This window comes from Streptomyces sp. RLA012, assembly GCF_056270325.1.
The window spans coordinates 7,874,118-7,889,188 of record NZ_JBWDPA010000002.1 but is presented as its reverse complement, the minus strand read 5'-3'; the positions used below and the strand labels follow the sequence as shown (position 1 = coordinate 7,889,188).

The window sequence follows — 15,071 nt, the reverse complement described above, 5'->3', positions numbered from 1 at the left end:
GCTAGGCGGCCCTACGTGATGTGGCCGGTAATAGTACGTACAAATCCATGTCAGTCGTTCCCACCGGGCGTGAAGTTCAGGTAACCCGGCCGTGTCGGTTACCCGCACATCCGGACTGGGAATCCTCACCCCCCGCGTTGTCGTGACCAGGACCGAGAGGGCAGGATGACCGCATGACGCACGCGATGTTGAAGGGGTCGAACGTCCCGCTGGACGCCACAGCGGTACGCGCGGTGCTGCGCTGGACCCCCGGACAGGGTGTCCCCGATGTCGATGTCTCGGCGCTGCTCCTCGGTCCCGACGGTCGTGTGCGATCCGACGAGGACTTCGTCTTCTACAACCAGCCACGCCATCCCTCGGGCAAGGTCTGGCGACTCGGCAAGAAACGTGTCGCCGAGGGCCTCACCGACACGATCCAGACGGATCTGGCGGGTGTCGAGTCCGGCGTCGGGCAGATTCTGCTGGTCGCATCGGCGGACGGTGTCACCTTCGACCGCGTACGCGCGCTGCGCATCCTGCTGTACGACGCGTCCGGCACGGACGGCGAACCGCTGGCGCACTTCGACGTCAAGCCGGAGACGGGTACGGAGACGGCGCTGATCTGCGGCGAGCTGTACCGGCGCGGGCAGGGCTGGAAGTTCCGGGCGCTCGGCGAGGGCTATCCGAACGGTCTGGAGGGGCTCGCCTCCGACTTCGGGATCACGGTGGACGAGTCGGAGCCGGAGACCGCCGCGCCGGTGACCGGGTCCGTGCCCGACGCCGCCGCCTGGGCCGCCCCTGTCGGCTCCCCGGAGACCTCGGTGCCGCTGCCGCCCGAGCATGCCGCCCCGGTGCCCCAGCAGCCCGCGTACGGCTATCCGCAGCCGGCCCAGACGGCGCCCGCGCAGCCCGCCTACGGCTACCCCCAGCCCCAGACGGCCCCGGCCGTCCAGCCGGCCTACGGCTTCCCGCAGGCCGTCGGCGCGCTCCCGGACCCGGACTTCCGCCTGCCGCCGCAGGGCCCGCAGTTCATCGCCCGGTAGGGGGCAGCGCCCCGCAAGGGGCGCGGGGAACTGCGCGCTCAGCCACAGCGAACCCGCAGCCGCCACCCCACCGGACGAACCCGAGCTCTTGGGCGCCCCCGGCCCGGCCCGGCGGCAGCGACCCGTCAGCGGTCGACCTTCGACTTGTAGCCCCGCCCCCACTGGAGCCCCCACCCGTACAGCCGGTCCAGCTCCGCCTGGAACCCGTACACGAACTTCACCTCGCGCCGCACGATCATCTCGCCCTTGGTGTTCTCGATCATGACGACCGCGCAGGAGCGGGCCTGCGGATGCCGTTCGTCGAGGCCGATCTCGATCCGCGGGCCGTTGCTCGGGTAGAGCGTGATGATCGCGTGCGTACGGTCGAAGGCGGGCGTCTGGTCGTAGATGTAGACGAAGACCAGCAGGCGTTTGATGTCGTCGCGGTGGTCCAGGTTGACGTAGGCCGTCTCGCCGGAGGCCGAGCCGAACCGGTCGTCACCGCTCAGTTTCACGTACGGCGGGTCGTTGATGTCGCCGAGGAAGTTGCCCAGGGGCTGCACCACGCCCTTGGAGCCGTCCGTGAGCTCGTACATGACGCCCAGGTCGAGGTCGACGTTCACCATGCTCTGGGTGTGCCCCTGGACCATGTCCGGCTTGAAGGTCTTGAAGGGGTGGCGCAGCAGGCTGCCGCGCTGCCGGTCGCCGCCGATGTCGGAGGTGCGCATCCGCCAGGACAGGTTGATGCGCAGGTTGCCGGTGGCCGCGCCCTGCTTGGTGAGCGAGACCGTGTGGTTCCGCTTGGTCAGTTCTATCGCGTTGGTGGCCGCGCTGCCGGAGTCGAAATCCGTCGAGCGTCCGCGCCACAGGTCGTCCCAGAAGCCCATTCCCGTATCCCGCCCCCACCCTTGCCTCGATATGCGGCGGGGCGGCCGTGAGGACTCGTCCTCGACGGCCGCCCCGCTCAGAGCGTTCCTCAACCGGAGGGGTGTCAACCCCGTGCGGCGAGGGGGTGTCACTTCCTCGGACCGGTGGGTTCGTCACACCCCGGACGAGACCTCAGCCTTCTCGTCCGAGGCCGCCCCTTTTCCCTCGGCCGCTGCGAGCGCCCGGTTGCGGCGCACCGAGGACCAGAAGGACCAGGCGATCAGGATGACGCCGACGAGGCCGGTGATGACCTCGCTGATCTGGTACCGGATGGTGACCAGCAGGATCACGGACAGGGCGCCGATGGCGTAGTGCGCGCCGTGCTCCAGATAGACGTAGTCGTCGAGGGTGCCCTGGCGGACCAGATAGACGGTGAGCGAGCGGACGTACATGGCGCCGACGCCGAGGCCGAGTGCCATCAGCACGATGTCGTTGGTGATGGCGAAGGCGCCGATGACACCGTCGAAGGAGAAGGAGGCGTCCAGCACTTCCAGGTAGAGGAACATGAAGAACGCGGCCTGCCCGGCGAGGACGACGGCCGGCTTCTTCTTGCCGGTCCGCTCGGCCTCCTCCTCTTCCTCGTGCTCCCGCTCCTCCTCTTCCTCGAGCCTGTCCTCGAAGTAGCCGGAGAGTCCGCCGACGACCATGTAGGTGATCAGACCCGCGATGCCGGAGATCAGCACCGTCTGCGCCTTGTCGACGTGCGCGCCGCCGTGCTGGTGGGCGTGGACCGCGAAGGTCATCGAGGTGATCAGCAGGGCGATCAGGGCGATGCAGACCGACAGCATGTCGACCTTGCCCAGCTTGGCGAGCGGGCGCTCGATCCAGCGCAGCCACTGGACGTCACGCTCCTCGAAGATGAAGTCGAGGAAGATCATCAACAGGAACATGCCGCCGAAGGCGGCGATCGCCGGGTGAGCGTCGGTCACCAGCTGCTGGTACTGGTCCTTGTCGGTCAGCGCGAGGTTGACCGCGTCCCAGGGGCTCTTCTTGGCGGTGACGGCCACGATCACGACGGGGAACACCAGTCGCATGCCGAAGACGGCGATCAGCACACCGACCGTGAGGAAGATCTTCTGCCAGAAGGCGCTCATCTTCTTCAGGATTCCGGCGTTGACCACCGCGTTGTCGAAGGACAGCGAGATCTCCAGGATGGTCAGGATCGCCACAATCCCGAGGGCTTCCCACCCCCCGTAGATCACCGCTGCGACCAGGCCGAGCGCGGTGACCGCAAACGACCAGCCGAAGGTTTTCAGAAGCACTGGCTACCCAATCATCGTGTGTGTACGGGTCTCCCCCGCGCCGCACTCGGCTTTACCTACTGTTGACCACGAAGTCTAGAGGGCCGCTCCTTCGGCTGACGCGGGCGGTCCTAGGAAACATTGACTCCGAAGTCGAGTGCGATGCCTCGCAGGCCGGACGCGTACCCCTGTCCGACCGCTCGGAACTTCCACTCCTGGTTGTAGCGGTAGACCTCGCCGAAGATCATCGCCGTTTCCGTGGAGGCGTCCTCGGAGAGGTCGTAGCGCGCCAGCTCCTGGCCGTCGGCCTGGTTGACCACACGGATGAAGGCATTGCTGACCTGGCCGAAGGTCTGGCCACGGTTGTCCGCGTCGTGGATGGAGACCGGGAACACGATCTTGTCGACGTTGGCCGGCACTTTGGCGAGGTCGATCAGGATCGACTCGTCGTCGCCCTCGCCCTCACCGGTGAGGTTGTCACCGGTGTGCTCGACCGAGCCGTCGGGGCTCTTGAGCTGGTTGTAGAAGATGAACCACTCGTCGCCGAGCACCCGGCCGGAATTGCACAGCAGGGCGCTGGCGTCGAGGTCGAAGTCGGCTCCGGTGGTGGAGCGCGCGTCCCAGCCGAGCCCGATCAACACGTGTGTGAGATTCGGCGCGGCCTTGGAGAGGGAGACATTGCCTCCCTTGGCGAGCGTGACGCCCATGATGCTGGTCCTCCCCGATGTCGAACTTTCAGTTGTACTGCGGGCCCGGCACTGCACCGGGAGGGTGCGGTACCGGGCCTGGGAACCGAAGGCCGTACGGCTCAGACGTTCACGTCCGACGCACCCGTCAAACACTCACGCCGAACGTTCATGTCGGGCGTTCATGCATGCAGCGAGGTCATGTCGGACGGTCGCGTCGGGCGTGGACGCCGGACGTCCGCGCCCGACGTTCACGCCCGATGTTCACGTCAGACGTTCACGCCGAAGTCCTGCGCGATGCCGCGCAGGCCCGAGGCGTAGCCCTGACCGATGGCGCGGAACTTCCACTCCGCACCATTGCGGTACAGCTCGCCGAAGACCATCGCGGTCTCCGTCGAGGCGTCCTCGGAGAGGTCGTAGCGCGCGATCTCCGCCTCGCCGGCCTGGTTCACCACGCGGATGAACGCGTTGCGGACCTGACCGAAGGACTGCTGGCGGTTCTCGGCGTCGTAGATCGAGACCGGGAACACGATCTTCTGGACGTCGGCAGGGACGCCGGCGAGATTGACCTTGATCTGCTCGTCGTCGCCCTCGCCCTCACCGGTGATGTTGTCGCCGGTGTGCTCCACCGAGCCGTCCGGGCTCTTCAGATTGTTGAAGAACACGAAGTTCTGGTCGGAGCTGACCTTGCCGTCCGCATTCGTGAGGATGGCGCTGGCGTCGAGGTCGAAGTCGACGCCGGTGGTGGTTCGGGCGTCCCATCCCAGACCGACGATGACCGCGGTCAGTCCCGGGGCCTCCTTGGTCAGCGATACGTTGCCGCCCTTGCTGAGGCTGACTCCCACGAGTCCTCCCAATGGTGTCCAGGGGCGGGGCGCCCCGTCGTGCGTTGGTATCGGATCAACGTGTCGATCCTAGTGACGGGTTCCCGCACCCTGCAGGCCCTGCGACCGAACAATCACAGGGTGTCGAGTTCACAGCGTGTCGAGCGCCTTCAGGTACTCGTTCAGGTCACGCGCGTCCGGCAGGCCGTTGACCACGGTCCAGCGGACGACGCCCTCCTTGTCGATGATGAAAGTGCCGCGCACGGCACAACCCTTGTCCTCGTCGAAGACGCCGTACGCGCGCGAAGTGTTGCCATGCGGCCAGAAATCGGAGAGCAGCGGGTATTCCAGGCCCTCCTGCTCGCCGAAGACACGCAGGGTGTGCATGGAGTCGTTGGAGACGGCCAGCAGCTGGACGTCGTCGTTGACGAACTTCGGCAGTTCGTCACGCAGGGCGCACAGCTCACCGGTGCACACGCCGGTGAAAGCGAACGGGTAGAAGAGCAGCACCACGTTCTTCTCGCCGCGGAAGTCGGACAGCTTCACGGTGGCACCGTGGTTGTCCTTGAGCTCGAAGTCCGGTGCCTCGGTGCCGACCTCGATCGCCATAGTCACACGCTTCCCTTCCAGGGGGCTGTTCGGGTGGCGACCAGCCTACGCAGCGCTCCCGACCCGCTCCGGGCGGGGGAGAGCGCGAGGCACGCTCGGGGCGCACGCCCGGCCCAGGGACGCGGATAGGTGAGGCCCCCGCCGGCGGAACCGCCGACGGGGGCCTCACGCACAGTGCTCTGCGGCAGACGGCGCCGGAGCTCAGCGCTTCGACTTGGGCGTGATCAGGCGCGAGCCCGACCACTCCTTCCCCACGGAGATGCTCTTCGTCTGGGAGAGGCCTGCGGTCTGGGCGGCGTCACTGATGTCGCTGGGCTCGACGTAGCCGTCCCGGCCGGTCTTCGGGGTCAGCAGCCAGATCATGCCGCCGTCCTCAAGGAGACCGATGACGTCCACCAGAGCGTCCGTAAGGTCACCGTCCTCGTCGCGGAACCACAGCAGCACGACGTCTGCGACGTCGTCGTAGTCCTCATCGACCAGATCCTGGCCGATCAACGATTCGATGCCTTCACGGAGGTCGTGGTCAACGTCGTCGTCGAAGCCGATCTCCTGGACCACCTGTCCGGGCTCGAACCCCAGCCTGCCGGCCGGGTTGGTCCGCTCCTCCGCGTGGTCCGCGGTCGCGCTCACGGCTTGCCTCCTGATCATGTTTCGGTAGATGTCTCAGCCACGCGCGTGCGCGCAGCATTGGCCGTAGTCCACACGGGCGGGACGGATCGCGCAAGTACCCGGCCGTCGAGACCGCCGAAACGGTGACGATCCTGGCGGTGTCGCCGCAACTCCCGGCATGGATTCACAGCCATACGTGACGCACACCACACCTTTCTGCCCCATTTATGCATTTCGGAACCCTTGGAGCGTACGAGAGCCGAACGACTTTGCGGAACGCGTCACGGACTGAGCGTATCGTTGCGTTTTGGCCGGGCCCGTCCCAACGAACTGCGGGAATGTATCGGTTACCTCTCGGTAGAGATGACGATTCCGCTCCCGAGGTACACGATGGGGAACGGAACCGACAGACCCAAAAACCGCCCCATACAGCCCCTCGGGTACCCCTCGGACGCCCTTCGGGCAGCCTTCAGACGCCCCTCTGACAGCGAAGGAACAGCGTGGCTTCCGGATCCGATCGCAATCCGATCATCATTGGCGGCCTTCCCAGCCAGGTCCCGGACTTCGACCCCGAAGAGACGCAGGAGTGGCTCGACTCCCTCGACGCCGCCGTCGACGAGCGGGGCCGTGAGCGCGCCCGCTACCTGATGCTGCGGCTGATCGAGAGGGCCCGCGAGAAGCGCGTGGCCGTGCCCGAGATGCGCAGCACGGACTACGTCAACACGATCGCCACCAAGGACGAGCCCTTCTTCCCCGGCAACGAGGAGATCGAGCGCAAGGTCCTCAACGCCACCCGCTGGAACGCCGCCGTGATGGTCTCGCGCGCCCAGCGGCCGGGCATCGGCGTCGGCGGTCACATCGCCACCTTCGCCTCCTCCGCCTCGCTCTACGACGTCGGCTTCAACCACTTCTTCCGCGGCAAGGACAAGGGCGACGGCGGCGACCAGATCTTCTTCCAGGGGCACGCCTCCCCCGGTATCTACGCCCGCGCCTTCCTCCTCGACCGGCTCTCCGAGCAGCAGCTCGACGCGTTCCGGCAGGAGAAGTCGAAGGCGCCGTACGGGCTGTCCTCCTACCCGCACCCGCGCCTGATGCCGGACTTCTGGGAGTTCCCGACCGTCTCCATGGGCCTCGGCCCGCTCGGCGCGATCTTCCAGGCGCGGATGAACCGCTACATGGAGGCGCGCGGCATCGCGGACACCTCCGCGTCCCACGTATGGGCGTTCCTCGGCGACGGCGAGATGGACGAGCCGGAGTCGCTCGGCCAGCTGTCGATCGCGGCCCGTGAGGGCCTGGACAACCTGACCTTCGTCGTCAACTGCAACCTCCAGCGCCTCGACGGCCCGGTGCGCGGCAACGGCAAGATCATCCAGGAGCTGGAGTCGCAGTTCCGCGGCGCCGGATGGAACGTCATCAAGCTGGTCTGGGACCGCACCTGGGACCCGCTGCTCGCGCAGGACCGCGACGGTGTGCTGGTCAACAAGCTGAACACCACCCCGGACGGCCAGTTCCAGACGTACGCCACCGAGACCGGCGACTACATCCGCCGGCACTTCTTCGGGGACGACCACCGGCTGCGGGCGATGGTCGAGAGCATGAGCGACGACCAGATCCTGCACCTGGGCCGCGGCGGGCACGACCACAAGAAGATCTTCGCGGCCTTCTCGGCGGCCAAGGCGCACGCCGGACAGCCGACGGTGATCCTGGCGCAGACGGTCAAGGGCTGGACGCTCGGCCCGAACTTCGAGGGCCGCAACGCCACGCACCAGATGAAGAAGCTGACGGTCGCCGACCTCAAGGGCTTCCGCGACCGGCTGCATCTGCCGATCTCCGACAAGGAGCTGGAGGACGGCGCGCCGCCGTACTACCACCCGGGCCGGAACTCGGAGGAGATCCAGTACATGCACGACCGCCGCAAGGGGCTCGGCGGGTATGTCCCGACCCGCCTCGTGCGGTCCAAGCCCCTGGCCCTGCCGGACGACAAGGCGTACGCGGGTGTGAAGAAGGGCTCCGGTCAGCAGTCGATCGCCACCACCATGGCCTTTGTGCGGCTGCTCAAGGACCTCATGCGGGACAAGGAGATCGGCAAGCGTTTCGTGCTGATCGCGCCCGACGAGTACCGCACCTTCGGCATGGACTCGTTCTTCCCGAGCGCGAAGATCTACAACCCGCTCGGCCAGCAGTACGAGTCCGTGGACCGCGATCTGCTCCTCGCGTACAAGGAGTCGCCGACCGGCCAGATGCTGCACGACGGCATCTCGGAGGCGGGCTGCACGGCCTCGCTGATCGCGGCGGGTTCGGCGTACGCCACGCACGGCGAGCCGCTCATCCCGGTCTATGTCTTCTACTCGATGTTCGGTTTCCAGCGCACCGGCGACCAGTTCTGGCAGATGGCCGACCAGTTGGCGCGCGGTTTCGTACTCGGCGCGACCGCCGGGCGTACGACTCTGACCGGTGAGGGCCTCCAGCACGCCGACGGCCACTCCCAGCTGCTCGCCTCGACCAACCCGGGCTGTGTCGCGTACGACCCGGCGTACGGGTTCGAGATCGCGCACATCGTCAAGGACGGTCTGCGCCGGATGTACGGCTCGTCCGAGGAACACCCGCACGGCGAGGACGTCTTCTACTACCTCACCGTCTACAACGAGCCGATCCGGCACCCGGCCGAGCCCGCCGACGTCGACGTGGACGGCATCCTCAAGGGCATCCACCGCTTCTCGGAGGGGACTTCGGGCTCCGTCCCGGCGCAGATCCTCGCGTCCGGTGTCGCGGTGCCGTGGGCGGTGGAGGCACAGCGGATCCTCGCCGAGGAGTGGAACGTACGCGCCGACGTCTGGTCGGCGACCTCCTGGAACGAGCTGCGGCGTGAGGCCGTCGAGGTGGAGCGGCACAATCTGCTGCACCCCGAGGAGGAGCAGCGCGTCCCGTATGTGACGCAGAAGCTGAGCGCCGCCGAAGGTCCGTTCGTGGCCGTGTCCGACTGGATGCGATCGGTTCCGGACCAGATCTCGCGGTGGGTGCCGGGGACGTACCAGTCGCTGGGCGCGGACGGGTTCGGCTTCGCGGACACGCGCGGGGCGGCCCGGCGCTTCTTCCACATCGACGCGCAGTCGATCGTGGTCACGGTGCTGACCGAGCTGGCGCGCGAGGGCAAGGTCGACCGGTCGGTGCTGAAGCAGGCGATCGACCGCTATCAGCTGCTCGACGTGGCGGCGGCCCACCCCGGCGCCGCGGGCGGCGACGCGTAGGCACCGCCCGCGAGGGCCGGTGGACGTCCGTGGGGCGCGAGGGGCTGGTCACCCAGTTCCGCGCGCCCCTTACGGGGTCCTTCTGTGCACCTACGATGCGGACATGAACGAGCATTCGGCGCAGGTCCGTTGGGAGCGGCGCACACAGCGGCCCCTGCTGGGGCTCGCGGTGGCCTTCGCGGTCGCCTATGCCGTGCCGATCGTGGACAGCGACGCGAGCCGCGGCCTGACGGGCGTGTGCACGGCGGTGGAGTGGACGGTGTGGGGGGCCTTCGCCGGCGACTATCTCGTGCGTCTCATACTCGTCCGGGACCGCAAGGGCTTCGTCCGTACGCACTGGCTGGACCTGTGCGCGGTGATCCTGCCGATCCTCCAGCCGTTGCGGCTGCTGCGGCTGGTCGCGACGCTGACGCTGGTCGGGCGGCGGGCCCGGATGGACCAGCAGATCCGGCTGACGACCTACGTCGGGGGCGCGGTGATCGGCCTGCTGATGTTCGGCTCGCTCGCGGTGCTCTCGGTGGAGCGGGAGTCGCCGAACGGGAACATCAGGACGCTGGGCGACGCGGTGTGGTGGTCGTTCACGACGATGACGACGGTGGGGTACGGGGACCACGCGCCGACCACCGGGCTCGGCCGCGTGATCGCGGTCGGGCTGATGCTGTCCGGGATCGCGCTGCTCGGTGTCGTGACCGCGAACATCGCCGCGTGGTTCATCTCGCGGTTCGAGAAGGACGACGTGGAGGAGCGGCGGCAGACCGCGGCGATCGAGTCGCTCACGGAGGAGGTGCGGGCGCTCCGGGCGGAGGTGGCTGCGCTGGCCGGTGGGGTTCGGCACCCCGTGCCGGAGGGTGCGGAGGAGCGGTCGCGCTGACGCGCGGGGGTTCGTTGTCGGGCGCGGGTATGTGGGGGCTGGGCGCGCAGTTCCCCGCGCCCCTGACGGGGCGCCCCCCGGACCGCGGCGCGCTGTCCCCCTCCGGCAGCGCGCCGCAGTTCCGGTGGTCCTCCCAGGTCGTGCGGAGGACTTGACCCACTGTGACGTGCGGCGGGTGCCGAAGGGGAGGGATCTTTAGCGTTGTCACTCTGATAGGTGAAGCCTGTACAAAAACGGGCCGGTCGGGCGGATGCCTCAGATGTGGCCGGCGCCCGCTCCCGCCGCCTCCGCGTTCTCACCCCGCTTGGTGAGCAGCGCGACGAAGACCGCCACGACGGCGACCCCGGCGGCGACCAGGCAGGCCAGGCTCATGCCGGAGATGAAGGTGTCGTGGGCGACGGTCGTGATCTGCTCGGCGACCGCGGCCGGGGTGCCCTTGGCGACCGGTGCGGCGCCGACCTGGACGGCTTCCGAGGCCTGGTCGAGCTGGGCCGGGGTGAGCGGCGGCAGCTTGGCGTCGGCCCAGTTGCCCGCGAGGTCGCCGTCGACCTTGGAGGCCATCACGGCGCCCAGCACGGCCGTACCGAGGCTGCCGCCGATCTGCATCGCGGCCTGCTGGAGACCGCCGGCGACACCGGAGAGCTCCATCGGCGCGTTGCCCACGATGACCTCGGTGGCGCCGACCATGACCGGCGCGAGGCCGAGACCGAGACCGGCGAACCAGAGCGACATGACGGCGCCGCTGGTGCCCGTGTCCAGTGTGGACATGCCGTACATGGAGATCGCGGTGAGGGCCATGCCGCCCGCCAGCGGGAGACGCGGGCCCGTCTTGGTGATCAGGGCGCCGGCCAGGGGCGAGCCCACGATCATCATTCCGGTGAGCGGGAGCAGGTGCAGACCGGCGTCCACGGGGCTCATACCGTGCACGTTCTGCAGATAGAAGGTGACGAAGAACAGACCGCCGAGGAAGGCGATGGCCATCAGCACCATGAGGACCACGCCCGCCGACAGCGGTACGGAACGGAACAGCGCCAGCGGGATCAGCGGCTCCTTGACCCGCCTCTCCCAGAGCGCGAAGAGCACGAAGCCGAGCACCGAGGCGCCCAGGAAGCCCCAGGTCAGACCGGAGCCCCAGCCCCAGCTCGGGGCCTTGATGAGCGCCCAGACCAGGCAGAACATGGCGCTGGAGAGCAGCGCGATGCCCAGGATGTCGAAGGAGCGCGGGGCGTTCTCCGCGCGGTGGTCGGTGAGGATCAGCAGGCCGAGGACGAGCGCGATGACGCCGACCGGGACGTTGATGAAGAACACCGACTGCCAGCTGACGTGCTGGACGAGCAGGCCGCCGAGGATCGGGCCGGCCGCGGTCGAGGCGCCGATGACCATGCCCCAGATGCCGATCGCCATGTTCAGCTTCTCGGCCGGGAAGGTGGCGCGCAGCAGGCCGAGCGCGGCCGGCATCAGCAGCGCGCCGAACAGGCCCTGCAGGACGCGGAAGGTGACGACCAGCGCGATGCTGCTGGAGAAGCCGATCGCGCCGGAGGCAGCGGCGAAACCGACCACGCCTATGAGGAAGGTCTGGCGGTGGCCGAAGCGGTCACCGAGTTTGCCCGCGGTGATCAGGGTGACCGCGAGTGCGAGGAAGTACCCGTTGGTGATCCACTGGACGTCGGCGAAGCTCGCGCCCAGGTCCTTCTGGATGGCCGGGTTGGCGATGGCCACGATGGTGCCGTCCAGGGCGACCATCATGACGCCGACGGCGACGGTGAACAGGGTGAACCACGGATGGCCGCGCAGCCCGTCGGACGGCGTCCGCTCCGCCGGGGCGACCGGAGTCTTGTCCCCCGACCCCGTCGTGTCGATGGTGGTCTGACTAGTCATGTTTTCGAGGTTAGTGACAGCCGCTGACAGTTGACAAACCAATTCACAAGTCGGTAACTGTCACGTCACCCCTCGGTACGCTGAGTCGGGCGGAAAGAACAGAATGAGGACCTCATGGAGACGACAGCCCCGCAGACGTCGCCCCGTCCGGGCCTGCGCGAGCGCAAGAAGCAGCGCACCCGGGACGCGCTGCTGCGGGCCGCCCTCGAACTGTTCACCACCCAGGGCTACGACCGGACGACCGTCGACGAGATCGCGGAGGCCGTCGACGTCTCGCAGCGCACCTTCTTCCGCTACTTCGCGGGCAAGGAGGAGGTCGCCCTGTTCACCCAGGGTGTCGCGGAGGCGCGCTACCTCGCCGCGGTACGCGAACGGCCGCCCCACGAAGCCCCGTTGGAGGCGCTGCGACGCGCGGTCCTGGAGGGCTGGGACACCATCGGCGAGTCGGTCGAGTCCCTCGTCCCGCTCGAACTGCACATGCGCACCTACCGGTTGATCGAGTCGACCCCCGCCCTGTTCGCCGCCTATCTGCGCCGCTCCGCGGACCTGGAGGAGGAGATCGCGCGGGTGATCGCCGAGCGCGAGGGCCTCGACGTGGACGCGGATCCGAGACCGCGCGTCGCGGTGGCGGTGTTCGGCGGGGTGATGAGGATCACGGGCCGCCTGTGGAGCGAGGGCGAGGACCACAGCATCTCCGCGATCCGCGAGTTGACCACCTCGTATCTCGATCAGGTGGGGCCCGCGTTGGCGGAGAAGTGGCGCACCGAGTGACGTACGGAGCCACGTCCGGAGTCACAGACAGAGTGACGTACGGAGTGACGTACGGAGTGGCGTGCGGAGTGGCGTGCGGAGTGGCGTGCGGAGTGACGTACGAGCCAAGGCACGGAACGATCAGTTCCGCACACGCAGCGTCACTATTTATCTGAAACTGAACCCGGATTGCCCCAATTACCCCCTGAGAAACGTGATCCCAGTCACTGGTTTAACGGGAGGAACCAACCTTCTCCTAGGGTGTCCTCTCAGTGACTTCCTTCGACACCTCTCCCCAACTGAACGTCTGGCGCGCAGTGCTCGCGCTGGCCGTGGTCTTCGTGATGCTGGCCACCAGTGGCTGGACCGCGGTCCACAGTCATCGGGGGGCAACCCCCCTCCAGGCGTCCCGCTCCGCGTGGCAGCACGGCATCGTCGCCGGACAGCGGCTCCCGGACCCCGACTCCGCGCCGAGCCGGCTGGCCCGCTTCTTCGCCTCCCTCGACACCCACCAGCGCACCCGTCTCGCCCACCGCTATCCCCTCGCGGTCGGCAACATGAACGGCGCGCCCGTGACCCTGCGCTACGAGGCCAACCGCGTCGCCATCGACCAGCAGCGCAAGGTCGAGAAACGCCGCACGCACGACAACCGGCTCTCGACCGTGGGACAACAGCAGGCCGGCCGCCGTATGCACCGCTACGAGGCGATGCTGCAGAAGGGGCGCGATTTCCTCGCCTTCGATCCCATGGGCTCGGGCCGGGTCGCCGAGGTCCTCGGAGACCTCGACCGGGCCGAGCGGATCTCCATAGTCGTGCCCGGCGTCGACACCGACCTGCTCACCTTCCAGCGCACCAACAAGAAGTACTCGGCGCCGGTCGGCATGGCGCAGTCCTTGTACGGGGCCGAGCACGCCGCCGACCCGCTGGCACGCACCGCCGTGATCGCCTGGGCCGACTACACCACGCCCAGCGGACTCGGCATGGACGCGGCCACCGGATCCCGCGCCGAGGACGGCGCGGTCCGGCTGAACGCGCTGCTGCGCGCCCTGCCCGGCCGGGCGCCCGTCGCGCTGTACTGCCACAGCTACGGCTCCGTGCTGTGCGGTGTCGCCGCCCACGCGCTGCCCTCCCGCGTCTCCGACATAGCGGTCGCCGGCAGCCCCGGCATGCGGGCGCAGAAGGCGTCCTCGCTGCACACCTCGGCCCGGGTCTGGGCGATGCGCGACTCCGGCGACTGGATCCAGGACGTGCCCTACCTCGAATTCGGCGGGCTCGGACACGGCGCCGACCCGGTGTCGAAGGGCTTCGGGGCACGGGTGCTGTCCGCCCGGGGCGCGAACGGCCACGGTGGCTATTTCGAGCCGGGCACGGAGAGCCTGCGCAACTTCGCGGAGATCGGCATCGGCGCGTACCGCGCGGTGCAGTGCGCCCACGAGGATGACGCGTGCCGGAAGGATCTGCCGGACGCCTCAGCGGCAGGACGCGCGTAGAGAGCGAAAAACTGCGGTCCCCCCGGAGTGGCGACGCGGACGGGCGCGCCGCTTACGATGGCCCGCATGGGTGACGTACTGGCCGGATTTCATGCCGCCTGGGAGTTCGAGTCCGACTCCGTGCTCATCCGCTTCGAACGGGGGATCCGGACGCCGAAACTGCTGCAGGCGCTCGGCGAGCGCCGTATCCCCCTGGAGGCGGTCTCGGCGGTCACACTGACCCCCGGGAAGCGCGGAACGGTCGTCCTGCACGCCGTGCCACGAGCGGGCGCCGACCCGCTGGTGGAGGCGGCCGCGGGTCAGCTGAAGGAAGGGTGCGATCCCTACCGGCTGGTGCTGCCGGCCGACCGGGCGACCCTCGCCGAGTACTACGCGGACGAACTGCGCGCCGCGCTCACCGAGGACGCCGAGCCGCCCGACCGCTACCTCGTGAGCGCGCCCGAGGCTCCCCTCCACTTCAAGGCGTACGACGGGAAGGCGTCCTTCGACGGCAGGGCGGTGTCCTTCCGCTGGTTCTGGACGGGCGCGTCGTCGGCGAAGTGGAAGGCAGGCGACCAGAGCTTCCCGGTCGGCGGGCTGAGCGGGGTCGAGTGGCGCTCCCCCGAGGTCTTCGAGGGTCATCTGCGACTGCTGCGCCGCGAGCCCGCCGCCACCCAGCCCGCCCAGGCGGACCAGGACCCGGCCGCGGTCGTCTTCGGGCTCGGTTACGGTCCCGTCCACGAGTCCCTCCCCTTCGCCGCCGCGGTGCTGGCCGCCGTACGGGCCTCGGGCCCCGCTCCGGTGACCGCGACCGCGGCTCCCCGCCGCGACCCGGCCGACATCGCCGACCGCATCCGCCACCTGAGCGAGCTGCACAAGGCGGGCCTGGTCACGGACGAGGAGTTCACGACGAAGAAGGCGGAACTGCTGGCCGAGCTGTAGGGCCCGCGGTCGACGA

General features: G+C 68.5%; 13 protein-coding genes. 6 read left to right on the top strand and 7 right to left on the bottom strand.

What is annotated here, in order from left to right; genetic code table 11:
• Window positions 1-173 precede the first annotated feature (173 nt).
• The gene (locus RV986_RS36175) at window positions 174-1,022 is read left to right on the top strand and encodes a TerD family protein (protein ID WP_475921393.1); all 849 of its coding nucleotides are present in this window, start codon (window positions 174-176) and stop codon (window positions 1,020-1,022) included.
• Between the two features lie 125 nt (window positions 1,023-1,147).
• On the opposite strand, the gene RV986_RS36170 is transcribed toward RV986_RS36175, so the two are convergent.
• The 6 genes from RV986_RS36170 to RV986_RS36145 all read right to left on the bottom strand — a co-directional run bounded on the left by RV986_RS36170 (window position 1,148) and on the right by RV986_RS36145 (window position 5,918).
• Window positions 1,148-1,888, bottom strand: a complete 741-nt coding sequence (locus RV986_RS36170; protein WP_475921392.1) for a TerD family protein — start codon at window positions 1,886-1,888, stop codon at window positions 1,148-1,150.
• A 153-nt stretch (window positions 1,889-2,041) separates the two neighbouring features.
• Entirely contained in the window at window positions 2,042-3,190 is a 1,149-nt protein-coding gene (locus tag RV986_RS36165) for a DUF475 domain-containing protein (protein WP_475921391.1), read from the bottom strand.
• Between the two features lie 110 nt (window positions 3,191-3,300).
• On the bottom strand, window positions 3,301-3,876 hold the full coding sequence (locus RV986_RS36160; protein ID WP_475921390.1) for a TerD family protein: 576 nt from the start codon (window positions 3,874-3,876) through the stop codon (window positions 3,301-3,303).
• Between the two features lie 248 nt (window positions 3,877-4,124).
• Window positions 4,125-4,700: a TerD family protein gene (locus RV986_RS36155; protein ID WP_475921389.1), complete on the bottom strand. Its 576-nt coding sequence runs from the start codon at window positions 4,698-4,700 to the stop codon at window positions 4,125-4,127.
• A gap of 129 nt (window positions 4,701-4,829) precedes the next feature.
• On the bottom strand, window positions 4,830-5,288 hold the full coding sequence (locus RV986_RS36150) for a peroxiredoxin (RefSeq protein ID WP_475924560.1): 459 nt from the start codon (window positions 5,286-5,288) through the stop codon (window positions 4,830-4,832).
• Window positions 5,289-5,489: 201 nt separating this feature from the next.
• The gene (locus RV986_RS36145) at window positions 5,490-5,918 is read right to left on the bottom strand and encodes a DUF3052 domain-containing protein (RefSeq protein ID WP_475921388.1); all 429 of its coding nucleotides are present in this window, start codon (window positions 5,916-5,918) and stop codon (window positions 5,490-5,492) included.
• A gap of 479 nt (window positions 5,919-6,397) precedes the next feature.
• Here RV986_RS36145 and aceE point away from each other — a divergent pair, with 479 nt between their 5' ends.
• Both aceE and RV986_RS36135 read left to right on the top strand, forming a co-directional pair.
• Window positions 6,398-9,145 carry a pyruvate dehydrogenase (acetyl-transferring), homodimeric type gene (aceE, locus tag RV986_RS36140; protein WP_475921387.1) on the top strand — a complete coding sequence of 916 codons (2,748 nt, stop codon included), beginning with the start codon at window positions 6,398-6,400 and terminating at the stop codon, window positions 9,143-9,145.
• Between the two features lie 103 nt (window positions 9,146-9,248).
• Window positions 9,249-10,016, top strand: coding sequence for a potassium channel family protein (locus RV986_RS36135; protein ID WP_475921386.1), 768 nt, complete (start codon window positions 9,249-9,251; stop codon window positions 10,014-10,016).
• 255 nt (window positions 10,017-10,271) lie between these two features.
• Here RV986_RS36135 and RV986_RS36130 read toward each other — a convergent pair whose 3' ends face one another.
• Window positions 10,272-11,894 carry an MFS transporter gene (locus RV986_RS36130; RefSeq protein ID WP_475921385.1) on the bottom strand — a complete coding sequence of 541 codons (1,623 nt, stop codon included), beginning with the start codon at window positions 11,892-11,894 and terminating at the stop codon, window positions 10,272-10,274.
• A 114-nt stretch (window positions 11,895-12,008) separates the two neighbouring features.
• On the opposite strand from RV986_RS36130, the gene RV986_RS36125 reads away from it, so the two are divergent.
• From RV986_RS36125 to RV986_RS36115, 3 genes are all read left to right on the top strand, one after another.
• Window positions 12,009-12,665, top strand: a complete 657-nt coding sequence (locus tag RV986_RS36125) for a TetR family transcriptional regulator (protein ID WP_475921384.1) — start codon at window positions 12,009-12,011, stop codon at window positions 12,663-12,665.
• Between the two features lie 251 nt (window positions 12,666-12,916).
• Window positions 12,917-14,134: an alpha/beta hydrolase gene (locus RV986_RS36120; RefSeq protein ID WP_475921383.1), complete on the top strand. Its 1,218-nt coding sequence runs from the start codon at window positions 12,917-12,919 to the stop codon at window positions 14,132-14,134.
• Between the two features lie 66 nt (window positions 14,135-14,200).
• Window positions 14,201-15,055: a DUF4429 domain-containing protein gene (locus RV986_RS36115; RefSeq protein WP_475921382.1), complete on the top strand. Its 855-nt coding sequence runs from the start codon at window positions 14,201-14,203 to the stop codon at window positions 15,053-15,055.
• Window positions 15,056-15,071 lie beyond the last annotated feature (16 nt).

Coding starts and splice junctions, on each gene's coding strand:
- RV986_RS36175 (WP_475921393.1), top strand. CDS start 174: ATGACGCACGCGATGTTGAAGGGGTCGAACGTCCCGCTGGACGCCACA.
- RV986_RS36170 (WP_475921392.1), bottom strand. CDS start 1,888: ATGGGCTTCTGGGACGACCTGTGGCGCGGACGCTCGACGGATTTCGAC.
- RV986_RS36160 (WP_475921390.1), bottom strand. CDS start 3,876: ATGGGCGTCACGCTCGCCAAGGGAGGCAATGTCTCCCTCTCCAAGGCC.
- RV986_RS36150 (WP_475924560.1), bottom strand. CDS start 5,288: ATGGCGATCGAGGTCGGCACCGAGGCACCGGACTTCGAGCTCAAGGAC.
- RV986_RS36135 (WP_475921386.1), top strand. CDS start 9,249: ATGAACGAGCATTCGGCGCAGGTCCGTTGGGAGCGGCGCACACAGCGG.
- RV986_RS36130 (WP_475921385.1), bottom strand. CDS start 11,894: ATGACTAGTCAGACCACCATCGACACGACGGGGTCGGGGGACAAGACT.
- RV986_RS36125 (WP_475921384.1), top strand. CDS start 12,009: ATGGAGACGACAGCCCCGCAGACGTCGCCCCGTCCGGGCCTGCGCGAG.
- RV986_RS36115 (WP_475921382.1), top strand. CDS start 14,201: ATGGGTGACGTACTGGCCGGATTTCATGCCGCCTGGGAGTTCGAGTCC.